Genomic DNA, 24,981 nt, shown 5'->3' with positions numbered 1-24,981 from the left:
AGGATTAGTTATGAATAAGAAAACCCAACAATATCAGCAAGTGGCAACCGGGGTGTTATCGGGCGTTGGCGGCAGTGCTAACATTGCTTCAGTTACGCATTGTATGACCCGGTTACGCTTTAACTTGAAGGATGAAAGTATTCCTAAGGATCGTGATATTCAAAATATTCCAGGCGTGATCGGTGTTAATCGTGCGGGGGGGCAATACCAAGTCATCATTGGTCAAACGGTTAATCAAGTATATGATGCCTTAATTGCAGCTGGTGAGCTAACTCGTAATGCACCAGTTGATGAGAACTTGGATGAACAACCTAAAACCAAATTAACCTTCAAAGCTGTTGGTAACTTGGTTTTAAACAAATTGGCTGGTTGTTTAACGCCGTTAATTCCAATGCTGATTGCTGCGTCAATGTTTAAAATGTTTGCGGCGATTTTGGGGCCAAGTATGTTGAATGTTATTGGTACCAAAACGGCATTATATCAGTTATTTGTGTTAGTTGGTGACGCTGGTTTTTACTTTTTCCCAATTATGTTAGGTTATACGGCAGCCAAACAGTTTCATACGTCCAACATTATTGCGATGTTTTTGGGGGCAATTTTAATTGATCCTAATTTGATTAAAATCGTTGCGGCCGGTAAGCCGTTTAATGTTTTTGGGATTGCAATGCCATTAGTCAATTACGCTAATACAGTAATTCCGGTTATTTTGTCGGTTTGGGTAATGTCGTATGTTGAACGCTTCTTTAAACGTTATACGGCAGCAGCTATCAGTACCATTATAGTGCCAACATTAACCATTATGGTAATGTTGCCAGTTGCGCTTTGCATACTGGGACCAGCAGGAAATTTCATAGGCAATTATATTTGTGAGGGTATCCTAGCGTTCGGTAAGTTGGGTGGCCTACCAACGATTATTGCTGTGGGCGTCATTGGAGCATTTTGGGAAATTTTAGTCATGACAGGGATGCACTTGTTAATGCTGACAACGATGATGATGATTTTTGCGCAATCAGGCCATGAAAATTTTGTAACCCTTGGAGCGGTTGCGGCAAGTATGTCGGTTGCTGGGATGTGCTTAGGTGCTGCACTAAGAATCAAAGATAAGGACCAAAGAGCATTGGCTTGGGGTTATTTAATTGCAAGTATGGTTGGTGGTGTAACAGAGCCTGGTCTTTATGGCCTGGCCGTACGCTATAAACGGCCATTTATTGGTATGATGGTTGGTGGCTTCTGTGGTGGCTTGTATGCTGGTATGACAACGATTACTGCCTACATAATGGTGCCGGTCGCCAACTTTTTAGCATTAACGACATATGTTGGTGGTCAAACGGCTAACGTGGTTAACGGGGTACTTAGTGGGGTGATTGCACTTACAGTCGCTGCAATCGTGACCTATATGATTGGTGTTGAATCAAAACCAAGTCAGCCATTTGAGCAAGAATTTAAATTAGTGGAGGCCTAGTAAATAATGGAAACAAAAATAATTGTGCGAGCTGATGATTTAGGCTATTCAGATGCGGTCAATGTCGGTATTGATCGAACTGTTAGGCATGGATTGATTAATAATGTTGGCGTGATGGTCAACATGCCAACGACGGTTTCAGGATTAGAAATGATTAAAGATACAGATGTGTGTTTGGGACTGCATACGGTGATATGTGCTGGGCGACCACTAACTGATGCACGGTTAATCCCAAGCATGACTAATTCTGATGGCACTTTCCGTTCTTCAACTGATTATCGGAGGGCGTCAACTGATTTTGTCGATCTTGATGAGGTCGTACTTGAAATTGAAGCGCAGTATCAAAGGTTTGTCACTTTAGTGGGGCGCAAACCAGATTATTTTGAAGGTCATGCAGTGGTTAGCGCTAATTTTGTTAAGGGCTTAGCCATTGTTGCTGAGCGGCACCAGTTAAATTTTTTGCGTTTTGCGCTAGGACCAGATAGTCCCAGTGTCTTGTTCAAAGATAATCGATTACATGTCTTTATGGAAAGTATGGGTGCTAATTATGACCCGTATCGAACACTCAAGCGGGCGGCTCGAGCACATTATGATGAGGGGTATGCAATGATGATTTGCCATCCCGGCTATTTGGATCACTATCTGTTGACGCATTCAAGTTTAACAACGCCACGGACGCAAGAAGTCGCTATGTTGACCGATCCGCAAATGCGCCATTGGTTGTCTCAACATCAAGTCACATTAATGAAGTACAGTGAGCTTTAAGACTGATATTGATTGTTAGCAAGTCACAAGATAATGTCAAAAGAATTAGCGGTTACTGTTTAGAATTTCAGTAACCGCTAATTTTTGACTATTTATAGTTGTCAGTAGATCTGTGGTGAATCTAATGATTGTTATTTTGTCGCCGTTTCCAATAATAAATTGGGAAGCCAACCGCCACGATAAGCAGGGAAATCAAAACGCCGGATAGATCTGAGCCAATTTCGCTGATAATCACAAAGAGGGCGCCCAGAATTGCAATCATTGGTGTTACTGGAAAGCCTGGTGTTGAGAACGGGCGCTCAAAAGCGGGGCGTCGTTTTCTCAAAATAAAGACACCGATGAAGGTCGCCACGTAGAAGCAGTAGACCGTGAAGATGCAAAGATCTGAAAGACGATCGGGGTCAAAGAACAGAATCATAATGCTAGCGTATGCGAGAATGGCCATGGTCGCGACAATTGGTTCGTGGGACTTTTTGTGCAAGTAGCTGAGTTGCTTGGCAAATGGCAGCTGATTGTGATCAGCCATAGCGTACACGATGCGTGGAAAAGTCATAATTTTGCCATTTAGGCAGCCAACCATCGAAATGATAATTCCGATATTGAGTAAGCGTCCGCCGATGGTACCAAATGCTGCTTGTGCAAAGTATAGGGTCGTTTGCTGCCCCAGGTGGTGAATCGTTGCTGCTGGAACAAAGTGGAGAATTCCATAACTGACTAAGGTATAAGCAATTAAAACCATGGAAATACCTAAAATAATGGCTTGTGGCAATAATTTCTGTGGATTTTTAATCTCGCCGCCCAAGTTAGCTACTAAGATCCAGCCGTCATAAGCGAACAATGTTGCAAGTACGGCGACCCCAAAACTACCAGTTGATTGGGTAATTGTATGTAAAGATTGTCCCAGCGCATTCTGATTACCATAAAAGAGCCCAAAAATAATAATGGCAGCAATCGGTAATAATTTACCTAACGTGGTTGCAATCTGGAAAGCCGCGCCCCAACGATTTTCAAACATGTTGAGAATCCCAATCAAGACGATGACGCTAATCGAGAGTGGGGCCTGCCAATTGGTATGCAGATTGAAAAAACCGACTAGTAGAATACCAAGGTAAGCAGCGATTGAGGCGATAATGGCGGGGCCATAGACGGCAATTTGCATCCAACCAGAGAGAAAGCCCCACAGCTTACCGTAGATTTGTTCCATGTAGACGTATAGACCACCAGTGTGGGGCATTTGAGCCCCGACTTCCGCAATCGTTAAACCGGCCGTTAACGTAATCAGCCCACCTAGTAACCAGGCGAGTAACGCAGCGCTTGGTGAGCCCGCACTATCGAGAACTGAGGACTGCTTAAAGAAGATTCCTGACCCAATAACCGTACCGACAACGAGTGAAAGTGCTGACCAAAAACCAAGTGAACGGTTCAGGGTCGTTGCTTGTTTTGTTTCCTGCATTAACTTGAGATCCTCCCTTGAAACAGCCCAATTTTGAATAATTGCATTTAGCATACCAGAGATTAATGGTGATGACAATCAAATATCGATTTTTAGAACTGATTTTTAACTAGAATCCGAACTAATTAATGATATTTTGATATTAAAGTTCGAAAAAATAAAAAGTGACCAACCTGAATTAGCTAGAAATTCGGGTTTGGTCTAAAAGGCAGCCTGTGTCCATGACAAGTTAAAATTAAATTGTTAATTTTCTTGATATTATGAATCTTATTTAGTGTTCAGATTAGTCATTAATTTGTTCAATAACGCTGTTAGTTGTTGCCATTCGGTCTGACCAAGCCCACCTTTAGCCGTTAATAGTGCGGGTAAGTCATTTAGCGCAATGCGGGTCGCCGTACCGTAAGGAGTAAGCTTGATTAAAGTGCTACGTTCATCCTGTGGATTCCGATGGCGGGTAATTAAGCCGGCTTGGGTCATACGTTTTAGAACGGGCGTTAGGGTACCGGTGCTTAAGTTAAGCTGGCTACTCAGTGTTTTGACGGGAACAGCTTGCGAGGTTGTCGTGTAGAGTGCAACGAGGACTAAGTATTGTGGATAGGTGAGTTGATGAGCAGTCAATGTTGGCTGGTATAGGCGCTGAATAGCATGCACCGTTATATAAGCCGAAAAGCAGACGTGGTCTTCAAGCGGCCGAATGATAGTTGGTTTCATGGTGATTACCGCCCTTCTTAACGATGGTAGTTGAATGTTGTATTGAACATACCGCTGGTTATAAACAACGGTTGTGCACAATTAATTGACTGGATTATAGCACATTCTACCAGTGATAGGGGAAGTTGTGCTAACTAGAGTCATTGTTGATTGCTGGACTATGCTGATAACGCAAGGTGGTTTACGTGTGTTGCCTTAAGGATCGTGAGAAAATCTGGTAATAATTTTTGGTTCCGTCTACAAAATAAAGTATAATGCTACGAGTAGGGAAGAGAGTGGGGTTAGATTGATGGTAATTGTAATTGTGGTGTTGTTGATGCTGCTCAGCATCGGCTTATTTGGGTTGCTGTTAGCCGGCGCAAAACGGCAGACAGCACCAGTTTTTGACCACAGTTTTGGTTTCGGCATGGTCATTGGGGCCGTGACGGATTTTCTTGATACGTTAGGTATTGGTAGTTTTGTGGTGTCAACGGCGATTTTCCAGGCGAGTCACTATTTGAAAGATGAACGTCAGTTACCAGGAACTTTGAATACGATGCATGCGATTCCAACTGCCTTTGAGGCTTTTTTCTTTGTGACGGCGGTGACGGTCGAGCCAGTGACCTTAATTAGTCTAGTCCTGGCGGCGACGCTGGGGGCGTTACTTGGTAGTGAAGTGATGACGAAGCTTAATCAGCGGTGGGTACAATTGACTATGGCCGGCGCATTGATTATTACCGCCTTGTTGATGGCGGCTAAGTTATTAGGTTGGATCAGTTTGTTAGGTGTTGCCAATCAAGCAACGGGGTTGTCCGGTTGGAAATTGTTGATCGGTATTGGTGGCAATTTCATTTTAGGCCTGTTGATGTCAGCCGGTGTTGGGTTGTACGCGCCGTGCATGGTGATGGTGTATTTCTTGGGATTGACTCCAATCGCCGCTTTTCCAATCATGATGCTATCGTGCGCATTATTGATGCCGATTTCGGCGGTTAACTTTATTCGTCATGATCGCGTCGATTATCGCGGCTTATTCGGCATTATTTTAGGCGGTATTATTGGCGTGGTGGTGGCAGCGACCTTGGTTAAGTCATTGTCCTTAACTGCCCTGAGTTGGCTGATCGTGTTGGTTAGTTGTTGGACGGCTTTTTCACTTTGGCGTGCAGCTCAGCGACAGAAGCATGTTTTATAAATAATCATTTGGCACACTGTGAGTTGTGAGGTTGACTAACGACCTGGCAACTCTTTTTTCGTGAATTTTATTAATTGTAAAAAGTGGTTAAGCAAGTTGTTGGGACTTATGTTGGCAAAGCTGGTGTGATTTGACAATTTATACAGCTAGCTGTATAAATAAAAAGGCAGGTGATAAGATGAATCATGATGAAATGGTGGCCCGACAAGTTTTAGTCTTGGCTCGCCAAATCAAACGGCGCCGTAATCAGCATTTACGGACTTTAGGGCTAACGGCTGAACAAGCGGATGCGTTAACCTTTTTTGCGGATCAGCCAGGCGGTACGGTAACAGCATTCAAGATACATCAAGAGATCACCCATCAGACGGCCAGGATGATCGTGCAACGCTTGCAGACGCGCGGATATGTCCAATTAGTGGTCAGTCCAACGGATGCGCGTGCCAAGCAAGTGGTGGTGACCCCGAGTGGGCGTGCCAAACGCGAGCAACTCCGTCAACATGGTTGGCAGACGAGTGCGCAAATGTTTGCCCATTTGGATGCCGAACAACAACAGGTGTTTTTAGATTTGTTACGACAAGTTAATCAGAATTTAGAGAGTGATGAGAATTGATGAAGACGCGTTTATATACGCCGGATGTAAAGTTAGTGTTAATGGCTAGTTTCTTCTTTTTAATGAGTCCAATGTTAATCAATCCCGTGATTGCAGGATTTGCGCATGGGATTGGCGCTAGTAGTGTGCTTGCCGGTACGATTGCCGGGTTGACGAATTTGACATCGCTAGTGCTCCGTCCACTTGCTGGGAATTTAACCGACCGGGTCTCTAAGTACCGTTTGACCTTCGTGGGGGGCTGCTTGTTGCTACTAGCTAGTTTAGGTTATAGTTTGACAACTAATGTGACGTTAATCATGTTATTGCGAATTTTGAATGGGTTGGGATATACCTTGTGTTCAGTTTGTATGGCGACCTGGATGGCTAGTTTATTGCCACCCGATCGAATTGGCTCTGGAATGGGCATTTATGGGTTAGCGAATGCGCTTGGAATGGCGTGCGGGCCGGCAATTAGTGTCTTCTTGTATCAACATTACAGTTACCAGAGTGTTTTTTGGTTAGCAGCGGGCTGTAGTTTACTGCTCGTCATCATGATTCAATTCGTCGGTGATCATGGTGAACCAATTGTGACGCCTCAAACGGCTACGACTAAGCACCATATTCGCATCGTACAACCACGAGTAATTCCCGTGGCCTTGATTTTGCTTTTATTTTCATTACCATATTTTGCCACCCAAACCTATATTGTCAGCTACGTCGCTGCACGGCATTTTCATGTGGCAGCGGGGGTATTTTTCCCGGTATACGCGGGTATTTTATTAGTATTGCGAATTATTCTCCGCGACTGGTTCGACCGGGTGCCATTTAAACGGTTCATCTGGTTATGTTTAATTTTTAATCTATTAGGATTGATTGGCTTAACTGACATGAACAATTGGGCGATGCTACTGCTGGGTGCAGCAGGACTGGCCGCCGGATACGGTTTGATGTTTTCAATTTGCCAAGCTAAAGCATTGATGCTCGTGCCGAAAGCTGATCATGGGCTAGCCAATAGTACGTTTTATATTGGTGTTGATCTCGGGATGTCACTTGGCCCCATCATTGGCGGGCTGATTAGCAGTCAATTACCAATGGCGTGGTTTTATCCCGTGATGATGGTGACGTTGCCACTGATTATCGTTGTTTACCTAGTCAGTCGTCGGCAGTTAGCTTAGCCACCAACATGCTGGAGAAGGTTGTTCTTGGTATACACATGATTATGAATTTTTTCAGTAGGGGATATCAAAAAGTCACTTCAAGTTTACGACTGCCTGAAGTGACTTTTTATCTGCCTTTATATAAACATTTTGATGCCAAAATAAATAATAATAAGGCCAAGAAATGGCGTTAATACGCGGTTGACCTTATCTAAATTTAAATGGCGAATCACGAGTGGTGTAATGATTGCGCCGATAATTGCGCCAATCATGAGGACCAATCCTGATTGCCAAGCAAAAGTACTAGTAAAGAGATGGCCGATTAAACTGATTGTGGACATAACAGTTAACACATAGGTGGCAGTACCAGCGGCTTCAACGGCCGTTAGCCCAAGAATTGCTAACCCGGCAGCCGTGGTCGCACCACCGCTTAAGCCGCCAATGCCGACCATCAATCCACTTAAAAGGCCAAAGAAGGCAGCTTGCCAAGGTTGGTGACTGGCTGTAGTTTGTTTAGAATGGTGAACATACTTGATTAGTACCATCGCACCCATAATCAAAAAAATTATCCCGACAATCCAGTTATACAGTTGTTGGGGAATAAATTGTGCGCTGAATGTCCCGACGATGATACCGGGAACGGCCGCAATGATCATTTGATTGCCAATCTTGAAATTGACATTTTTGATTTTCAACTGTGTTAGAAAACCAAAAAATAAGGCTGGTAAGGCGACGATTAGGGAGGTTGGTACGGCTATCGCGGTTGCCAGGCCTACTTGACTGGTTAAGACACCTAGGTATAGGGCGGCACCTCCGCCACCAATCAGACTAACGAAAATGCCGATTAGTAATCCGGATAAAAAGACAAACGTAGTGAATTCCCCCTTAAATTGTATAATTATACCTTAAACGGAGTATACTCCGTTTGTCAAGCGATGCGTAAAAGTGTATGGTGAACTTAAGTACATAGGAGGGTGTGTCGAATGCGAAAGGATGCACAAATTAACCAACAGAAAATTTTGACTGCTGCGCGACAACTCTTTGCCGCGCGTTCAATCGAAACCGTTAGTATGAAAGATATTGCGACGGCCGCTGGTATCGGTCCCGGAACGTTGTATCGTCACTATGCCCATAAAAGTACACTATGTTTGGCATTAGTGACGGACCGAGTCGCAACTTTTATTAAAACCAATCAAGTCTACTTGACCACGACCTCGGTAGGTGCGGCGGCGCGTTTTGATCATGTTATTGGTGAATATCTAGCGATTCGTGAGCACAACATGGCGTTATTAATGAATGTCGAGGCCGGTGAACCTGGTCGCCGTCAATTTTATCAGAGCGAACTTTATCAACAATTATGTGACTTATTAACGCAACTGGTTCATGATTTGAAGCCAACGCTTTCGAAACCGGTATGTGAGTTTCAGGCTGATATGTTAATTGCCATGCTGAAGGGGACTAGTTATGCTTTTCAACGTCAGTGGCGAGGACGGTCGCAGTCCGAACTATTGGCGCAATTGCACGCGTTAATGGTGACTGAATGATGTTCGCTATTGGCACTAGTGATTTAGCGATTGACAGGGGTAGATTGATTATTAAGTCAAAAAAGATGGTTCTAGGCAGTTAATCCTAGAGCCATTTTTTTGAATGAGTCGTTTAAGCAGGTGTCACCACGTATTTTTCATAACGTTGGGCATCGACAGTGTTGAGTTCGACTGTTAATTGGGTGCCATCAGCTAAGTAATCCGTTTTGAGAATGTTGGCGTGGTCATTTAAGTAGGCCACTACTTCACCATCATTGAATGGGATTAATAACGTTGTTGTCACGTAATTCTTAAAGACTTTGGCTTTGATCATACTGGTCAAAGCTTGTAGTGAGGCCTCATCACGCGCCGTATAGATGAGTTGATCATCTTGCCGGTTCGGGTAGTCGGCTTCGGTTAAATCAGCCTTATTGAAGGCGTAAATCATAGGGACATCGTGCACACCGATTTCTTTGAGCGTCTTTTCAGTGGTCGCCATCATTTCCTTGTAATGGGGATCTGCGTAGTCGATGACTTGAATGAGTAAGTCGGCATTGGCAGCTTCGGCTAGCGTTGAACGGAAGGCGTTGATCAAGTTATGCGGCAAGTCGCTGACAAACCCGACTGTATCACTGAGCAGTAACTGCTTATTGTCAGGGAAGGTTAACTGACGAATACTTGTATCTAACGTTGCGAAAAGCATGTCTTTTTCGAAGACTTGCTTATCTTCACCCTTACCGAACAGTTTCACTAAACCATTCATAGTCGTTGATTTACCAGCGTTAGTATAACCGACTAATGCGACGTTAGGGAGCCCGGCTTTATCGCGTTGTGAGCGTCGCACTACTTCGTCTTTATTGAGTTCCTTAAGTTCGTGCTTCGCGTGACTGATCCGGTCTTGAATTGTCCGGCGATTTAATTCCAGTTGCGTTTCACCAGCACCACGGTTGGTAAAGCCCCCGCCACCACCAGCAGCGGCCCCGGCCTGTTGGTCAAGGCGATTGGAGATACTCGTTCGTAATCGGGGAAGTTGGTATTGTAATTGGGCAATCTTAACTTGCAATTTGGCTTCCTTGCTCCGCGCACGGTTACCAAAAATTTCTAAGATCAGACCAGTACGGTCGATGATCTGAATGTCCGTTTGTTCCTCTAAGTTACGCACCTGACTAGGGGTCAGATCCGCGTTGATGACCATAATGTGCAAATCGTTGGCGGCTGCGACTTCTTTGATTTCGACAACTTTACCTTTGCCGAAGAAGGTGGCCGGGTTGGGTTTTTCCAATCCTTGGTCAATTCGCAGGGCCGCGTGCATATTATTGGCTGCAACGAGTGCTTCTAGCTCGGACATGGCGTAGTCGTAATTGGCGACCGTCTTAGACATGCCGGCAATAATGACTTCTTGTACTTTCTGAGCGTTGGTTTCAGACATACACTCACTCCTAACGTGTTATGATTGCATTAAGTATAACATGTCTAATCAAAATATTACGACTTCGGGTATTAGGGGGGCAATTAAATGGGTTATGTGCTTAAATTGCGTCAACAAATTGGTCATCAGCCATTAGTAGTGGCAGGAGCGGCGATGTTGGCTCAAAATTCAACGGGAAAAATAGTGTTGATCTATCGAACGGATAATCATTGTTGGGGATTACCAGCCGGGTCAACTGAGCCTGGTGAGACGGTTCAGCAGACGGCCCGACGAGAATTAGAAGAAGAGACGGGATTAACCGTGGGCGAGTTAACGCTCATTGATGTCTTCAGTGGTCCTAAGATGCACTATCAGTATCCTAATGGGGATATCATTGACAGTGTCACCACGTTATACCGCGCCAATACAACGGGTGGTGAGTTGATTCAAGCCACTAATGAGACGAGTACTGCGGCCTTTTTCGCTTTAGATGATTTGCCGACACCGTTGACGCCACTAACAAAATGGATGTTGTGTGGCGAGTAAGCTTGACCATGCCGATGAGCTTTGCTATAGTGGACTGAAATATTAAGATGAATTGTCACCGGACAACGTTAACCCAACTTCCTTAGGTCATTGTGGAAGTTGGGTGGACGTTGTCCTTTTTATTTTGAGGAGGAATTGATAATGACGTGGATTTATTTAATTATTGCCGGATTATTTGAAGTAGTATGGGCCACGATGATGAAATTAAGTAATGGATTTAGTCATTTAGGTTATACTGCCGCCACGGTGGTGGGAATGATTTTGAGCTTTAGTTTCTTAGCATTGGCAACTAAACACTTGCCGTTGAGTATTGCGTATCCTATTTGGACTGGAATCGGCGCGGTTGGTGCGATTATTGTGGGGCTGGTATTCTTTAAGGATACAATTGCTCCTATCACGTGGATTTTCATTGCAATGCTGGTCATTGGCATTATTGGTATCAAAGTCACGAGTTAGGATTGGGCGGTTGTGTTAGTGGGACGACTTGCCAATGCCTGCTCGCCAGTGAAGATCCCAATAGTTGCCATTATAAAAGAACTTTCACAACAAATGAAAACGGTGTTATAATATTCTTAGGACTTAAATGGATGTTTGAATGATGCTCAGATTCTTTCGACCATAGATAGACGCACAGTTACCAAGATTCTACGGAATCTGCCTGCTTCACCGGCAACACTCAGTCAACGCCCTATCTCTAGAAGGGGATTCTTAATTTCGTCAGTAATTCCGTTATAGTCTTAGTTGAGCTTATTCAATGTATACTAAATGGGGAAAGAAGAGATGTCTGATGATGATGTATCCATATCTGAATTTAGGCCCTAGAGATGGCGTCTTGATGATTGCAGCTGCTATTATGTTAGTTTTAACAGTAGTTTTTAACTGGTCGGTCTGGGAACTTTTGTTTGCTATTGTGGCAGTCGTAATTGCATTCTTAGCAGGAAGCATGAAACCGGCTAAGAACGTGCTTACTTTCTTGAAAAGATAGTTTGAATTGGGGCAAAATATTTTGAATTTTTATAGATTCTAAACACGTATTTAACTAGTGAAATTTTAAGTATTACCATTGACCAGACAGAAAAATTGGTTTTTCTGTCAACTGATATTGATAATATTTTCATGGGTGCTTAGCCGCGCAACGGCAAGCACCTTTTTCAATGCGAACATTTTTAATAGACCATGATTAAAATACAGACAAAACTACCTGCTGTCAGTAATCAAGTTTCTATTTAATTACCAACAACAGTTATTTTAGAACCAATATAAAAACGCTCGCGACCAGTCAGTGGTTGCGAGCGTTTTGTTTGATGAGCAAAATTATAAGTGTTGATTGACTTTCACGTCGGCTAAGTCTTGCGCATAATCGACGACGCGAATTTGATCGCCATCGATGTCGATGCGAGTGACGCTCCCGTTTTTGGGGCCATTCGTGATGTCGATTTCGGGAGCGAAATGTGCGACCATACTGCGGATTGTCGTGCCGTGGGTCACCACGAGTACTTTTTCATGGTGGTCGTGGTGGGCTTTCAAGTAGTCAAAGCCCTGATTGATCCGTTCCCAGTACATCGTGTTGTCTTCGGCCTCATGCCAAGGGTCGATTTCACGCATCAGATCGCGGGTCTGATCGATAGGCACGTGTTCAAGAAGTTCGTGCATGCTGGTGACCCCGTATTGGCGGCCAACTAGTGACCAGGTCCGACTTGAATCGTCACCTTCGAAATAACCATAGAAAACTTCCCGAAAGTTCATCAGCGTTTTAAAGGGCTGGGCGGTGGCACCCGCCGCTTGTCGAATGAGCTGAGCGGTGTCGATTGCTCGCTTAGAATCACTACTGTAGTAGTAGTCAAAAGCCGTGTTCGCTAGTGCTTGACCGACCTTGGTTGCGGTGGCTTGTCCGTATTCAGTTAACGGCGAGTCAGACCAGCCTTGCATGCGATTATATAAGTTGAAAAAAGTCTGTCCGTGTCGAACAAAGTAAATTGAAAATTGAGCCATGTGTTTCTCCTTATTTAGTCGAGATGGTCTTTGCGGCCAAAGTAGTCTAACGTCACATCGTTGTCGCTAATTGTGAATTTCGTGACGCTCCCATTTTGGGGCCGCGCTGGTGAGGTCAGTGCGGCAAAACGAGCAGCAATACTGTAAATCGTATTGCCGTGGCTGACGACCAAAACTTTGTCCCCGTCGTGATGGTGAGCACGTAACGTATCGAGACCGCCATTGACCCGTTGCCAGAATTCGGCGTTATTTTCGGCGCGATGGAACGGGTCAGCTTCTTTACAGAAATCTTTGGCTTTTTCGATGCCGTATTGTTCAATAATTGCGGACAAGCTAGGTGCCTGATGGGGCGCACCAACCATGAACCAGGTCTGCGACGTATCATCACCTTCAAAATAGCCATAAAAGGCTTCACGGAATGCGGCCATTGGTTGAACCGTCAAATCGGTATTGCCACTGGCAGGAAGAATTAATTCTGCGGTGCGCATTGCCCGCGTCATGTCACTGGCGTAAACGGCATCGAAATCAATACCGTTGAGCATTTTACCTGCATTGCGAGCGTCCTGTTCGCCGACCGTTGTGAGGGGGGAATCACACCAGCCCTGCATTCGGCGGTACTTGTTAAAGTAGGTTTGACCATGACGAATCATGTAAACGGAAAAAGTTGCCATTATTTACTCCTCTACTTGGTGTTCAAAACTAAGCCATAATGTGTTTAGTTTACCATAAAATGCACTGCGATTAATTAGCAGTTGCTAAGGCTTGTCGAATCTGAGCGGCCGTTTGCTTATTCCCGGTAAAGATTAAGCGGTCACCGTACATAATCGTCGTATTTCCATTGGGCGCGATCAGTTTCCGATTACGGATGACTTGACTAATGGTAATATCCTGAGCAAACTGTAAGTTCTTAATTTGAACATTCGTGTAAAGATGGTTGAGAACTCGGACTTCGTAGATGCTATTTTCAGTATCATTGAGCAGTAACAAGGTTGACGGCGATTCAATTAAGGCACGCAGTAAGGTAATGTTGGCCTCTGGTGTATTGTAGACTTCGACACCGAGTTCGCGGAGATCGTCTTCATGTTCATTGAGCACATTGCGGTCTTCAAACCGAACGATGATCCGCCGTACACCGTATGCTTTGGCGGCTTTAGCAAGCTCGTAGTTACGCTCGGCATCAATATGGCCGAGTACCAAAATATCCGTGTCAAAGACGCCGTGATCCTGTAAGTCCTGGGCTGTGAAGTTTTCCATTAAGGTCACTGGCACTTGCGCGTGGTAGGTTTGATAATTCTCAGGATGATTCGTGTACATTGACACGTCGTACCAGCCTTTTCGTAGCTGTTGTGCAACGGGTACGGTGCTTAAGTTAGCGCCGATAAAGTGGACCGCTGTTTTGACCAGGTCTTCTTTTTCAGCTGAATAAAACTTGTTAAAAATCAGGGGTGAGATGACACAAGTGAGTAGCGCTGCGAGTAAGAAAGCGCCGGACTGGTCACTAGTAATTGTCTTCATTGACTTGGCAACTCGCAGGACGGCTAATACCATTGTCATTGTCGTTGCAGTCAGTGCGGTACCGGCTAAAGCGTTGGCTTGCTTGAACCGTAACTTTAGGACCCAGTAGCCGCCAATCTTGGCAACCATGTATGCTAAGAAAAATAATGGAATTAATAGTAAGGTTTTGCCACTTGTTAATAAGGTCCGTAAGTTCAAATCGACGCCAGTCGTAATGAAGAAAATAGGGATGAAGAAGCCGTAACCAATAGCATCCAAGCGTTCGCGGGTCGTTTCACTAGGGTTCAAGAGTTTTAAGACGATCCCGGCCACAAAGGCACCCAGAATGTTTTCGGCACCAACTGACTCAGCTACCGTGACCATGGTCACGATTAGGAAGAAGGCTAACCGAATATCTAGTTGTGTCGTCGATTTGTTAATATTTTGATAGAAGCGGAAGAATGGTTTGAACCGTAAGAGTAATAGTGCGGCGACGGCTAAAATGAGTAATAGTAACCAGAGACTTTGTGAGTTACTGCCGTAGACGGATGCATAGAGCGTCAGCCCCATCATTGGCACGAGTTCACCAAACACGGAGATTAACAGAATCGTTTGTCCAAAGGCTTTACTAAGTAATTCTTGTTCCTTCAAAGCCGCAATTACAATGCCAAGTGAAATCGTACCAAACAAAATAGCGGCGAGCCAGAAGTCGCTAAAGAGGCCACTGACCTTAAAGGCGGCTGCTAGCAGCAGTGATAAGACAACAATCGTGCCATAGGCGTACACTGAAAGCCGGACGGGCGAATATTTCGGTGTGTTGACCGCATTTTTTTGCTCTAACGGTGTTAACGCCGTGCGCCGCTTCTTAAATAGACTAAAATCAATTTCAAGTCCACTTAAGAACAGCAGGACAATGACGCCAATCGTTGATAATTGTGAGATAAGGTCAGAAGTGTTCACAAAATTGAACACACTGGGCCCAATCACGATGCCGACAATGATTTCCATGACGGCAGTCGGCAAGCTATTGATTTTGAATTTAGCCATGATAAGCGGAATTAATAATGCGGCTAATAAAATAATGACTAAGGAAACTTGATCCATGAATAAATACCTCGATTCGTTTTAGTACACGCGGAGCTGATTGTCATCAAAACTCCAGAATGCTTCGTTAGCGTGACTGTCAGTGAAAACTTTCAGAATTTGGTCAACACCGGGTGCTAATTTATCGGGCGTTAGTTGGTCTAATGGTTGCCAGCTAATAGCCCCTTCGTATGAGCCGGCTAGCAAATCGCCGTGATAGTGACTAGTAGTGTATAAGGTACCAAGCGACACGTCGCCGTCCGCATTTTCGACCCACGTTACGGTGCCGACTAATTTCAATTGATTGACGTGCAAGCCGGTTTCTTCTAATACTTCACGCTTCATCGCGGTTACTTGTGATTCACCGCGATCAACATGACCGCCAGGAAAAGTTAACCCCGACCACTGGGCGTCAATCTTATTTTCAACGAGGACGTCGCCAGTCTTGGGGTTGGTAATGAGGCACATGTTGACGAGTTCTGCACGGACGGTCCGGTCGTGGTGTTCGTGTTGATCTTTAGTGGCCAACCAATCCTGAGCTTTATCGTTGATGCTGGCCATGAAGGCTGCTTTCGTTTGTAGATAGGCTGCGAGATCGGCTTGCCCATTGCGCACACCTTTTTCGCGAATGGCAGTATACTTGCGACCGTCTGTCCGGTGCGCATTAAGATAATCCCGGAAAGTGAGCAATTGCTGATAATGCTGTTCATCAGTTGTAATAATCACGTGGATGCCGTTAGCAGCTAATTGTGTCGCGTAAGTATGCGTCGTTCCAGCGACCGGTCGTGCGTGTAACGTAGCTACGGCAGCCGCCTGATCTTTAACAAGCAACGCCAAGTCAATCGTTGGACGCGCCAATAATTGGGGCATGGCCGTACTACCCACGTGACTACTTTTTAATAGATTCGCCTGTAATTGCTGGTGTAACAAGGTTTGATACTCGGTGGCTTGCTTTTGCCAGTCAGATTGATAGGCAGTTAATTGAATTGGTTGCATAGAATCCCTCCGCTCATTAAAAAACGTTAAAGTCATTGAAAGGATACACTTTTTGAGTGGTTTTGAAAAGGAAAGACGTGCCTTTCAAAGCGAGAAGCAATAAAAAAACACGATTGCAGATCAACCGTGTTGTGTGTGGCGCTTATTTGAGATTGAGTGTTGTCCGTTGTCGCCAGGTCTTAATCAGCGCAACCACCGTGGCTGGAATGAGCGCGGCGGCCATAATTCCTAGAAAACAGAGCGAGAGGTGGTTCTGTACAAAGCTGATCGAGCCAAAGAAGTAACCGAGTGAACAGCCGACACTGACCCAGATACCAACGCCAACTAAGTTCCAGATAGCGAAGGTCGTTTGTGGCATTTTAGCGGCCCCGGCACTCAGCGGGACAAAGGTCCGCACGAGTGGAACAAAGCGGCCAAACATGACAGCTTTCGCGCCATACTTAGCAAAAAATTGTTGTGCGCGTTGTTGCTTGGATTGGGGGAGGTGGCGTTGCAACCACGGTAAGCGAATTAGGTGGCGGCCAATTTCGAAATTGACAGTGTCGCCAATTACAGCAGCCACAAAGAATACTGGCACCAGAATTTGAATACTGAGGGCGTCGCTGTGAGTTGCAGCCATCGTGCTGGCGAGAAAGATCAATGATTCGCCGGGAAGAAATGGGAAAACGACCATGCCCGTTTCAAGAAAGATAACGGCGAATAATAAGATGTAAGACCAACTACCAAGCGTGGTTAATAGCGGGACGATACTTTGTTCTAAATGGGTTAAAATGGTTATTAAATTGACCAACGGCGCCACCTCCAATTTAAGTTGCATTTATTATAAGCGTCTGCGGATTGAAAAACAGATGAAACCGATTACATTTCATTTAGTTTAACACAATCGTAACTTTGGTAAACCAATGTTCAAACATTTTTACATAAAAAGGCAAAAATTAGCATGTGGCATGGGTTATTAATTGAGTCGGGCCGCTGATAGTGATAAAATTATTGTTCGATATTTAGGAATGGAGGGCGTTCAATGGCTAAGTCAATTAAAGCTGCAGAACAGGAACACTTAGATCATGTGGTTGCGAAAATTAAGGTGGCTGAAGAGCAGCAAAGCCAAACCATTACGCGCTCGGAACAGGATCAGGCCGACATCAAGCGGGATTTGCTGAATAACATCAATATTAAAACGGATAGTTACGAAGGCATGATGGAGACTGGACTGTCCGTGCGCCAGCAACAGCAAATGATGGACGAGCGGCAAAATAGTTGGAAACATGCGACTAAACAGTTGTCGACCTTGAAAAAGTTGGAAAAGAACACTTATTTTGCGCGACTTGATTTTCATGAGAACGGTGAACCGAAGCCCGAAACCATTTATATTGGGTTAAGTTCGTTTTCTGACACACCGGATCACTTTTTAATTTATGATTGGCGGGCCCCAATTTCCAGTATTTATTACGACGGTGGTTTAGGTCACGTGACTTACCAGACTCCAGATGGTGAGCAGACGGTTAACGTTAAGTTGAAGCGCCAACTGATGGTGGAAGATGGTCAAGTTGTGACCGTCTATGATACCGATGAAGCTGTGGGCGATTCGATGTTGCTCGAAGTGTTGGACGAAAAGTCTGACGTGAAGATGAAGAGCATTGTCACAACAATTCAAAAGGAACAAAATACCATTATTCGGGATACGAGTTCCGACCTCTTGTTCGTGCAAGGGGCGGCTGGCTCTGGGAAGACATCGTCAGTGTTGCAACGTGTCGCCTACTTATTGTATCGTTACCGGGGTAATTTGACGGCTGGCCAAGTTATCTTATTTTCACCTAACCAGTTATTTAATGACTATATTAACCAGGTTTTGCCAGAATTGGGTGAGCAAAACATGGTCCAAATGACTTATTTCCAATATGCCTCATACCGGCTACCCCATATGCAGGTCGAGACGTTACAGCAACGGTTTGAAACTGAAAACACACCGCAAATGGCGAAGATTACTAAGTTGGAAGGTAGCTTAGCCTTTTTCAACGCGGTTACCACGTATGGCCGGCATTTGGAACAAGCCGACATGCGATTCCGTAATATTACGCTGAACGATGAAGTGATTATTTCCCGGGAAAAGATTAAGTCAATCTACTATTCTTTCAACGAAAACTATCACTTAGCGAACCGCTTGTCAGCAACTAAGGAAGAATTAATCAAGATTTTGAATCGCAAGGTTGAATCGGAGATGCGTTCTAAATGGGTTGAAGAAGCGGTCCAAGACTTATCGCGCGAAGAAATCAATCAATTGTATGGCAATCAGCCGCGGGAGTTTAAGAACGGCGATAAAGAATTTAAGTTTCTAGCGCGTAAGATTGTGATGCAACGGCTTGGCAAGGCCCGGACGCAAATTGTCCGCAATCGTTTCTTGAGTATCAATATGCAGTACGCGCATTTCTTACGTGAAGTGCCGAAGATTATTAAGCTGGCAGATTACGGAATTTCCACGGCTGACTGGGACGCTACGGTTGAACACAAGCTGGCTGAAATTAAGGACCGGCATATTTCTTTAACGACCGTTTCGGCCTATATGTATCTGCATGATTTGATGACGGGGAAACATGGACAACGCGACATTCGGTTTGTCTTTCTGGATGAGATTCAAGATTACAACGCCTTTCAGCTAGCGTTCCTGAAGTTTAGTTTTCCAAAAGCGCGTTTTACGATGTTGGGAGATTTAAATCAGGCCATCTTTACGAAAGAAAATAGTCATTCGTTAATTAATGAATTGGCCACGCTATTTAACCCAGAAAAGACGCGGGTCGTACAGTTGACCAAGTCTTACCGATCGACCCAGCAAATTACCGATTTTACTAAAGAAATTTTGGTGAATGGTGAAGCCGTGACCGCGTTTGACCGCCAAGGGGACCTACCAAACGTGGTTGTGACAGCTGATTTTGAAGCGGGTGTTGATCAAGTAGTCGATCAATTAGCGATGAATGATTCTGAACGGGATACAACGGCAATTATCGGAAAATCTTTGGCTGAATGTAAGGACTTGACTGAAGCGTTGAAGGCGCGAGGTGAGAAGGTCACGTTGATCCAAACAGAAAATCAACGGTTAGCTCCTGGCGTCATCGTCGTGCCGTCATTCTTGGCCAAGGGACTGGAATTTGACGCGGTGATCGTGTGGAATGCTAATCAGGAAAATTATCAGCGTGAAGATGAACGGCAGTTACTGTACACGATTTGTTCACGGGCGATGCACGAGTTAACGGTGGTCGCAGTTGGTAAGTTATCACCATTATTGACGCGTGTGAACCACAGCTTGTATACGTTGAATGAAGCAAAAGTTTAATTAGCAATATGATGAAAGCACCGCCTCCAGTTAGTGAGGTGGTGCTTTTTGTGAATAAAATCTTAAGGCAATCAATGGTAATGTGTATTAAAACAATTATCAGATTGTGTCGAAATATAAAAGAAAACGCTGTCATCATCAGTAGATAAGCGTTAAAATTAGTTCATCAAGTAGACGAATCGGTTGATGATCGAAATGGTTTAGTGCCGACTACGACTACAATATCGTGAAGATGCTAACAATTAAACAGAAAGAATTGTTAGTAATTTGAGGAGGACGTGACTATGTCAATTACTGAAATGTTAGGCATTCAATATCCCATTTTTTCTGGTGCGATGATGCGGATTGCTACTCATGAATTAGTTGGAGCAGTTTCGGAGGCTGGTGGTCTCGGTGTTCTTGGTTCTGCAGGGCTAACCGCTGATCAATTGCGGACCGAGATTCGGGCAACTCGTCAGCTGACGGATAAGCCGTTTGGCGTTAATTTAATGTTACAGATGAAGAATTGCCCTGAACTGGCACAGGTCATCATTGATGAAGGTGTTAAGGTCGTGACGACTGGTGCGGGTAACCCGACTTCATATATTCCACCGTTACACGCGGCCGGTATTAAAGTGATTCCGGTGATTGCTTCGGTCCACCATGCTCACAAGATGGTGGCAGCCGGTGCGGATGCGGTGATTGCGGAAGGTCAAGAATCAGGTGGACATATCGGTCAAACGTCGACAATGGCGTTATTACCACAAGTCGTGGATGCCGTTGATATTCCAGTGATTGGTGCTGGTGGTGTCGGTGATGGTCGTTCAATCGCGGCGATGTTTGCACTGGGCGCCCAGGGTGTGCAATGTGGTACGATCTTCTTGACCGCTGAAGAATGTCCGGTTCCCGCTAGTTATAAGCAACGGGTACTGGCAGCCAGTGACACGGATACAATCGTGACTGGCCGCAGCCAGCGCGATCCCGTCCGAGCGTTAACTAACCCGATGCTAATGCAATACTTGCAATTAGAGCAAACTAACGCGCCGGTAGCGGAATTACACGCGTTAGCGGACGGTTCATTTGCGAAAGCCGTTGAAGATGGCGATATGGAACATGGTACGCCCATGGCCGGCGAAGTGGCAGGGATGATGACGACAATTCGGCCAGTCAAGGAAATCATTACCGATTTGTTTAGTCAGGCTCAGGAAGTCGTGACACAGTTAAAAATTGAATAATGAACATTAAGATCGCTCGGTACTAGGCAATTATGACCTAGTATCGAGCGATCTTTTACTAATGGTTTTCAAATTAGGTGGTCACTTTATTTCAATTTTAATCAGCGTTTGATAAGGGTTTCATGTTATAATCAACCCATTAATTTAGTAATGGTGGCAGACAGAAATTATGGAAGATCAGATGAACTACTATCGCTTTTCGCGAGAACAGTGGAAGCAATTTTACCGTAACAATCAACACCAAGTACCGTTGACCGCAGATAACTTACACGAAATCAAGGCGTTTAATGACCGGATTAGTTTGGATGATGTCCGGGATATTTATATGCCATTCGCGCATTTGTTGCAGGCCAAGTATGAGCATTATTTATCGTGGCGGGAAACGGAGTCCGTCTTTTTACATCGGCAGAACCGTCAATCACCGTTTATCATTGGCGTTTCTGGAAGTGTGGCGGTCGGTAAAACGACGACGGCTCGGCTACTAGAAATATTATTTAAATATTTATATCCAGATCGGCGAACCCAGCTAATTACGACGGATGGTTTCTTATATCCCAATGCTGAGCTTAAAAAGATGCAGCTGATGGAACGCAAGGGCTTTCCAGAAAGTTATGATATGACGCGGCTAATCCAATTCTTAAACGATGTGAAGAGTGGTAAGCCGTTGGCGAAGGCGCCGGTGTATTCACACCAAACCTATGATATTGTACCGAATCGCTTTGACGTGATCACACATCCCGATATTTTAATTATCGAAGGCATCAACGTGCTGCAACTACCTAGTAATCAAGCGATTTATATTAGTGATTTTACTGACTTTTCAGTGTATGTGGATGCGGATGCTGACCTAGTCGAGGATTGGTATTTGGAGCGCTTCAAAGCGTTAATGAAGACCGCCTTCCAAGACCCGTCGAACTATTTCTATCCATGGGCAATTGGTGACCCCAAGGACGCGATGGCCATGGCTGAACGGGTGTGGGAAGAGGTTGATCTAAAAAACTTGAATGATTATATCTTACCAACCCGTAATCGTGCGGATTTAATTTTACACAAAGTTGCACATCATGTGATTGATGCCGTGTATTTCCGCAAATATTAGCACCTAAGAAATTTCTCATACTGGTTGACCGAACGTTTAGAAATCAGTATGATAGACCTATTGAGCATTAATTAATCCAAAGGAGTGAACAACTTGGCAAAAACGGATACCGCGTCTTTCGATTCCATTTTGGTATTGGATTTCGGTAGTCAGTATAATCAATTGATTACCCGGCGCATTCGTGATTTCGGCGTTTATTCGGAACTACTTCCGAACACGATTACCGCTGAAGAAATCAAGGCCCGTCACCCGAAAGGTATTATCTTTTCTGGTGGCCCCAACAGTGTTTACGATGATGGCGCCTTTCGGGTTGACCCGGAGATTTTCAAGTTGGGCTTACCAATCTTGGGGATTTGTTACGGGATGCAACTGATGACCTACACGCTTGCGGGCGGGAAGGTCGAATCAGCTGATAACCGGGAATACGGCAAGGCGAACATTGACGTGACGAGTGACTCGGCGACCCTGTTCAAGGGTACACCAGCTGAGCAGTCAGTGTGGATGAGTCATGGTGACTTGGTGACCCAAGCACCTGATGGTTTTGACGTGGTGGCCACTTCTAAGAACTGCCCGATTGCGGCAATTCAAGATGTTGACCGGAAGTTATATGGGATTCAATTCCATGCTGAAGTTCGGAATACGGACTACGGTAATGATATTCTACGGCACTTTGCATTTGACGTTTGCCAAGCTGAAGCTAACTGGTCAATGGATGATTTCATTGATATGCAGATTGAAAAGATCCGCGCTGAAGTTGGCGACAAAAAGGTCTTACTGGGACTTTCCGGTGGGGTTGATTCCAGTGTCGTCGGTGTGCTGTTGCACAAGGCCATTGGCACGCAATTAACAAGTATTTTCGTTGACCACGGTTTGTTACGGAAGGGCGAAGCTGATCAAGTTATGGCGAGCCTAGAAGGTAAGTTTGGTTTGAACATCATTAAAGTTGATGCTAAGGATCGATTCTTAAGCAAGCTGGCTGGTGTCAGTGATCCTGAACGGAAACGTAAGATCATTGGTAACGAATTTATCCAAGTGTTTGATGAAGAAGCCACGAAGTTAAACGGGATGGAATTCCTCGCACAGGGGACCCTCTATACCGACGTGATTGAAAGTGGGACTTCAACGGCCCAAACAATCAAGTCACATCATAACGTTGGTGGTTTGCCAGAAGACATGCAGTTCAAGTTGATTGAACCGCTACGGACGTTATTCAAGGACGAAGCACGGGAACTCGGTGAAAAGCTAGGGATGCCGTCTGACCTTGTTTGGCGTCAACCATTCCCCGGCCCTGGTCTCGGAATTCGGGTTATTGGGGAGATTACGGAAGATAAGTTAGAAATCGTGCGCGATAGTGACTTTATCTTACGTGATGAAATCAAAAAAGCCGGATTGGACCGTGAAATCTGGCAATACTTCACCGTATTACCAGGCATCAAGTCAGTCGGTGTCATGGGTGACGGCCGGACCTACGATTACACCGTTGGTATTCGGGCCGTAACATCAATCGACGGTATGACCGCCGACTTTGCACGTATTCCATGGGATGTCTTACAAAAGATCTCAGTGCGGATCGTCAATGAAGTCGATCACGTTAACCGCATCGTGTACGATGTTACGAGTAAGCCACCTTCGACAATTGAATGGGAATAGGATTTATTGAAATTCAACGATTCCTATCAGTGCCAATTGGCAATAAACGCTGATTCTTGCGGTGGTTAGCAAAAATCAAATACGATACAATCAGATACAATTTGATAAAAAGGTGGTACCCAAGGTGGTACCGCCTTTTTATTTTGCACAGCGGGTGGTACAGAATTTCAAATGTCGTTTTTGATCCCGTTAAACACATTCATAGCACCTTCTTTTGAAGCACGGGTGTAGTCGTTAGTTTGCTGGATATTGGTGTGTCCCAACCAGTGCATAACATCTGAGTCGGATAGGCGGTCTGATTTTGCGCGAGTAGCAAAGTAATGACGCAACTGATGGGGATGAACTTTAATCCCACATTTTCCTGATAATCGCTTCATGAGCGTTGAAGGTTGTGCCGGGTGAAATGGATTACCTGTCTGAGGATTCAGCCATAGAAAGTGATCCTGTGGAACTGGTTTTCCTAAGTTCATCAGGATATTATCTGATGCTTTAATAGCAAACCGAATCGTATCGACCATTTCACCGTAGACCCAGATTGTTCGGTATGCGGATGGCGTCTTTAACGGGCCACCATCTTTGGCCTCCGAGGTTCGTCCCATGTCGAACTTAATGGCACAGACCTCACGTTGATTAACCTCATCAAATTCAAATTGAAATGATGAACGGGTTCGCAGACCCATTAACTCCGCGCGACGTTCTCCAAGAGTTAGCATATAGATCATACTATAGTCATAGCGACTCAGATGTTCCTTAGCGTATTTCATGTACGCATCAAAATCATCCTTAGATAGAGACTGGTCACGCGGTGCTTTACCATTGATATTCATATGGCGTAATTTATTTTTATAAATGATGTCGTTAGTTTCGGCATCATTCATGATTAATTGCATCACGCTGTTAATTCGTTCAACCGTGTTTTTGGCAAGATCCTTTTCGGCTAAACTATCAATAAATTCTTGGTAGGCGGAGCGACTGAGCTCATCAAGCTTGACATTCCCAAAGGGCGCTTGAAACCATTCCTTGTAATAATTTTTCATGCTCCTAGAAGTGATGGGCCGCCAGATGTTGAGTTTTACTTTACGGTCATAGATTCGCCAGAAGTAAGCGTCTACTGTGACTTTATGCCCTTCAATTTGGCCAACTTTGCCGGTGGCTAGTTCTAGCTCAAATTTTTTCAAAAGTAAGTCGGCATCGGCTGCACTTAAGAATCCTGACTTACTCCAATAGTCCGACTTGCCAGTACTTGATTTATACTTGCGCCTTGTCCCATAACGTTTACCTTTCTGGGTTGGATACGAGTAAACACCGGGGTAGCGTTTAAGTGGAGTCCATTTACGTGGCAC

General features: G+C 44.8%; 23 protein-coding genes. 13 read left to right on the top strand and 10 right to left on the bottom strand.

Annotation, left to right across the window (positions count from 1 at the left end; genetic code table 11):
• The first annotated feature begins 10 nt into the window (after window positions 1–10).
• The gene (locus tag RXV91_RS01380; protein WP_316438354.1) at window positions 11–1,462 is read left to right on the top strand and encodes a PTS transporter subunit EIIC; all 1,452 of its coding nucleotides are present in this window, start codon (window positions 11–13) and stop codon (window positions 1,460–1,462) included.
• A gap of 6 nt (window positions 1,463–1,468) precedes the next feature.
• Window positions 1,469–2,227: a ChbG/HpnK family deacetylase gene (locus RXV91_RS01375; RefSeq protein WP_316438353.1), complete on the top strand. Its 759-nt coding sequence runs from the start codon at window positions 1,469–1,471 to the stop codon at window positions 2,225–2,227.
• A gap of 121 nt (window positions 2,228–2,348) precedes the next feature.
• Here RXV91_RS01375 and RXV91_RS01370 read toward each other — a convergent pair whose 3' ends face one another.
• Entirely contained in the window at window positions 2,349–3,680 is a 1,332-nt protein-coding gene (locus tag RXV91_RS01370) for an amino acid permease (protein WP_316438352.1), read from the bottom strand.
• 267 nt (window positions 3,681–3,947) lie between these two features.
• The gene (locus RXV91_RS01365; protein ID WP_316438351.1) at window positions 3,948–4,391 is read right to left on the bottom strand and encodes a transcriptional regulator, SarA/Rot family; all 444 of its coding nucleotides are present in this window, start codon (window positions 4,389–4,391) and stop codon (window positions 3,948–3,950) included.
• Window positions 4,392–4,680: 289 nt separating this feature from the next.
• Between RXV91_RS01365 and RXV91_RS01360 the strand changes: the two genes are divergently transcribed.
• The 3 genes from RXV91_RS01360 (at window position 4,681) to RXV91_RS01350 (ending at window position 7,323) form a co-directional block, all read left to right on the top strand.
• Window positions 4,681–5,559: a TSUP family transporter gene (locus RXV91_RS01360; protein ID WP_316438350.1), complete on the top strand. Its 879-nt coding sequence runs from the start codon at window positions 4,681–4,683 to the stop codon at window positions 5,557–5,559.
• A gap of 178 nt (window positions 5,560–5,737) precedes the next feature.
• On the top strand, window positions 5,738–6,169 hold the full coding sequence (locus RXV91_RS01355) for a MarR family transcriptional regulator (protein ID WP_316438349.1): 432 nt from the start codon (window positions 5,738–5,740) through the stop codon (window positions 6,167–6,169).
• Window positions 6,169–7,323 carry an MFS transporter gene (locus RXV91_RS01350; RefSeq protein WP_041161656.1) on the top strand — a complete coding sequence of 385 codons (1,155 nt, stop codon included), beginning with the start codon at window positions 6,169–6,171 and terminating at the stop codon, window positions 7,321–7,323. Before RXV91_RS01355 ends, RXV91_RS01350 begins: the two co-directional genes overlap by 1 nt.
• Before the next feature lie 119 nt (window positions 7,324–7,442).
• Here the strand turns inward: RXV91_RS01350 and RXV91_RS01345 are convergent, their stop codons facing one another.
• A complete protein-coding gene (locus RXV91_RS01345; protein ID WP_316438533.1) occupies window positions 7,443–8,201 on the bottom strand; it encodes a sulfite exporter TauE/SafE family protein in 759 nt (252 codons plus the stop codon).
• Between the two features lie 87 nt (window positions 8,202–8,288).
• Between RXV91_RS01345 and RXV91_RS01340 the strand changes: the two genes are divergently transcribed.
• The gene (locus tag RXV91_RS01340) at window positions 8,289–8,849 is read left to right on the top strand and encodes a TetR/AcrR family transcriptional regulator (RefSeq protein WP_316438348.1); all 561 of its coding nucleotides are present in this window, start codon (window positions 8,289–8,291) and stop codon (window positions 8,847–8,849) included.
• A gap of 112 nt (window positions 8,850–8,961) precedes the next feature.
• Here RXV91_RS01340 and hflX read toward each other — a convergent pair whose 3' ends face one another.
• Entirely contained in the window at window positions 8,962–10,257 is a 1,296-nt protein-coding gene (gene hflX / locus RXV91_RS01335; protein WP_316438347.1) for a GTPase HflX, read from the bottom strand.
• A gap of 87 nt (window positions 10,258–10,344) precedes the next feature.
• Between hflX and RXV91_RS01330 the strand changes: the two genes are divergently transcribed.
• The 3 genes from RXV91_RS01330 to RXV91_RS01320 all read left to right on the top strand — a co-directional run bounded on the left by RXV91_RS01330 (window position 10,345) and on the right by RXV91_RS01320 (window position 11,767).
• Complete coding sequence (locus RXV91_RS01330; protein ID WP_316438346.1) at window positions 10,345–10,782, top strand: NUDIX domain-containing protein; 438 nt, start codon at window positions 10,345–10,347, stop codon at window positions 10,780–10,782.
• 141 nt (window positions 10,783–10,923) lie between these two features.
• Entirely contained in the window at window positions 10,924–11,238 is a 315-nt protein-coding gene (locus RXV91_RS01325; RefSeq protein ID WP_316438345.1) for a multidrug efflux SMR transporter, read from the top strand.
• Window positions 11,239–11,569: 331 nt separating this feature from the next.
• Window positions 11,570–11,767 (top strand): hypothetical protein, encoded by a 198-nt coding sequence (locus RXV91_RS01320; protein ID WP_316438344.1) that lies wholly within the window; start codon window positions 11,570–11,572, stop codon window positions 11,765–11,767.
• 329 nt (window positions 11,768–12,096) lie between these two features.
• Here RXV91_RS01320 and RXV91_RS01315 read toward each other — a convergent pair whose 3' ends face one another.
• From RXV91_RS01315 to RXV91_RS01295, 5 genes are all read right to left on the bottom strand, one after another.
• The gene (locus tag RXV91_RS01315) at window positions 12,097–12,774 is read right to left on the bottom strand and encodes a histidine phosphatase family protein (RefSeq protein WP_316438343.1); all 678 of its coding nucleotides are present in this window, start codon (window positions 12,772–12,774) and stop codon (window positions 12,097–12,099) included.
• 14 nt (window positions 12,775–12,788) lie between these two features.
• The gene (locus tag RXV91_RS01310; RefSeq protein ID WP_216781698.1) at window positions 12,789–13,445 is read right to left on the bottom strand and encodes a histidine phosphatase family protein; all 657 of its coding nucleotides are present in this window, start codon (window positions 13,443–13,445) and stop codon (window positions 12,789–12,791) included.
• Window positions 13,446–13,515: 70 nt separating this feature from the next.
• Window positions 13,516–15,372: a cation:proton antiporter gene (locus tag RXV91_RS01305; protein ID WP_316438342.1), complete on the bottom strand. Its 1,857-nt coding sequence runs from the start codon at window positions 15,370–15,372 to the stop codon at window positions 13,516–13,518.
• A 21-nt stretch (window positions 15,373–15,393) separates the two neighbouring features.
• Window positions 15,394–16,347, bottom strand: coding sequence for a GrpB family protein (locus RXV91_RS01300; RefSeq protein WP_316438341.1), 954 nt, complete (start codon window positions 16,345–16,347; stop codon window positions 15,394–15,396).
• A gap of 142 nt (window positions 16,348–16,489) precedes the next feature.
• Window positions 16,490–17,164, bottom strand: a complete 675-nt coding sequence (locus RXV91_RS01295; RefSeq protein WP_196241870.1) for a DedA family protein — start codon at window positions 17,162–17,164, stop codon at window positions 16,490–16,492.
• Between the two features lie 204 nt (window positions 17,165–17,368).
• On the opposite strand from RXV91_RS01295, the gene helD reads away from it, so the two are divergent.
• The 4 genes from helD (at window position 17,369) to guaA (ending at window position 23,638) form a co-directional block, all read left to right on the top strand.
• Complete coding sequence (gene helD / locus RXV91_RS01290; RefSeq protein WP_316438340.1) at window positions 17,369–19,675, top strand: RNA polymerase recycling motor HelD; 2,307 nt, start codon at window positions 17,369–17,371, stop codon at window positions 19,673–19,675.
• A 284-nt stretch (window positions 19,676–19,959) separates the two neighbouring features.
• Complete coding sequence (locus RXV91_RS01285; protein WP_316438339.1) at window positions 19,960–20,889, top strand: nitronate monooxygenase; 930 nt, start codon at window positions 19,960–19,962, stop codon at window positions 20,887–20,889.
• A gap of 169 nt (window positions 20,890–21,058) precedes the next feature.
• Complete coding sequence (gene coaA, locus RXV91_RS01280) at window positions 21,059–21,988, top strand: type I pantothenate kinase (protein ID WP_021730178.1); 930 nt, start codon at window positions 21,059–21,061, stop codon at window positions 21,986–21,988.
• A gap of 93 nt (window positions 21,989–22,081) precedes the next feature.
• The gene (gene guaA, locus RXV91_RS01275; RefSeq protein WP_219050783.1) at window positions 22,082–23,638 is read left to right on the top strand and encodes a glutamine-hydrolyzing GMP synthase; all 1,557 of its coding nucleotides are present in this window, start codon (window positions 22,082–22,084) and stop codon (window positions 23,636–23,638) included.
• 167 nt (window positions 23,639–23,805) lie between these two features.
• Here the strand turns inward: guaA and RXV91_RS01270 are convergent, their stop codons facing one another.
• Entirely contained in the window at window positions 23,806–24,981 is a 1,176-nt protein-coding gene (locus RXV91_RS01270) for a tyrosine-type recombinase/integrase (protein ID WP_316438338.1), read from the bottom strand.

The organism is Lactiplantibacillus sp. DA1 (assembly GCF_032681335.1).
In the GTDB taxonomy this organism is placed as follows: Bacteria; Bacillota; Bacilli; order Lactobacillales; family Lactobacillaceae; genus Lactiplantibacillus.
Note: the sequence above shows the minus strand (reverse complement) of the source record. Positions and strands in the feature narration are given on the sequence as shown.

Bases quoted from the DNA above. Each gene is read 5' to 3' on its own strand.
- RXV91_RS01380 (WP_316438354.1), top strand. From the start codon at position 11: ATGAATAAGAAAACCCAACAATATCAGCAAGTGGCAACCGGGGTGTTA.
- RXV91_RS01375 (WP_316438353.1), top strand. From the start codon at position 1,469: ATGGAAACAAAAATAATTGTGCGAGCTGATGATTTAGGCTATTCAGAT.
- RXV91_RS01370 (WP_316438352.1), bottom strand. From the start codon at position 3,680: ATGCAGGAAACAAAACAAGCAACGACCCTGAACCGTTCACTTGGTTTT.
- RXV91_RS01365 (WP_316438351.1), bottom strand. From the start codon at position 4,391: ATGAAACCAACTATCATTCGGCCGCTTGAAGACCACGTCTGCTTTTCG.
- RXV91_RS01360 (WP_316438350.1), top strand. From the start codon at position 4,681: ATGGTAATTGTAATTGTGGTGTTGTTGATGCTGCTCAGCATCGGCTTA.
- RXV91_RS01355 (WP_316438349.1), top strand. From the start codon at position 5,738: ATGAATCATGATGAAATGGTGGCCCGACAAGTTTTAGTCTTGGCTCGC.
- RXV91_RS01350 (WP_041161656.1), top strand. From the start codon at position 6,169: ATGAAGACGCGTTTATATACGCCGGATGTAAAGTTAGTGTTAATGGCT.
- RXV91_RS01340 (WP_316438348.1), top strand. From the start codon at position 8,289: ATGCGAAAGGATGCACAAATTAACCAACAGAAAATTTTGACTGCTGCG.
- hflX (WP_316438347.1), bottom strand. From the start codon at position 10,257: ATGTCTGAAACCAACGCTCAGAAAGTACAAGAAGTCATTATTGCCGGC.
- RXV91_RS01330 (WP_316438346.1), top strand. From the start codon at position 10,345: ATGGGTTATGTGCTTAAATTGCGTCAACAAATTGGTCATCAGCCATTA.
- RXV91_RS01325 (WP_316438345.1), top strand. From the start codon at position 10,924: ATGACGTGGATTTATTTAATTATTGCCGGATTATTTGAAGTAGTATGG.
- RXV91_RS01320 (WP_316438344.1), top strand. From the start codon at position 11,570: ATGATGATGTATCCATATCTGAATTTAGGCCCTAGAGATGGCGTCTTG.
- RXV91_RS01315 (WP_316438343.1), bottom strand. From the start codon at position 12,774: ATGGCTCAATTTTCAATTTACTTTGTTCGACACGGACAGACTTTTTTC.
- RXV91_RS01310 (WP_216781698.1), bottom strand. From the start codon at position 13,445: ATGGCAACTTTTTCCGTTTACATGATTCGTCATGGTCAAACCTACTTT.
- RXV91_RS01305 (WP_316438342.1), bottom strand. From the start codon at position 15,372: ATGGATCAAGTTTCCTTAGTCATTATTTTATTAGCCGCATTATTAATT.
- RXV91_RS01300 (WP_316438341.1), bottom strand. From the start codon at position 16,347: ATGCAACCAATTCAATTAACTGCCTATCAATCTGACTGGCAAAAGCAA.
- RXV91_RS01295 (WP_196241870.1), bottom strand. From the start codon at position 17,164: ATGCAACTTAAATTGGAGGTGGCGCCGTTGGTCAATTTAATAACCATT.
- helD (WP_316438340.1), top strand. From the start codon at position 17,369: ATGGCTAAGTCAATTAAAGCTGCAGAACAGGAACACTTAGATCATGTG.
- RXV91_RS01285 (WP_316438339.1), top strand. From the start codon at position 19,960: ATGTCAATTACTGAAATGTTAGGCATTCAATATCCCATTTTTTCTGGT.
- coaA (WP_021730178.1), top strand. From the start codon at position 21,059: ATGGAAGATCAGATGAACTACTATCGCTTTTCGCGAGAACAGTGGAAG.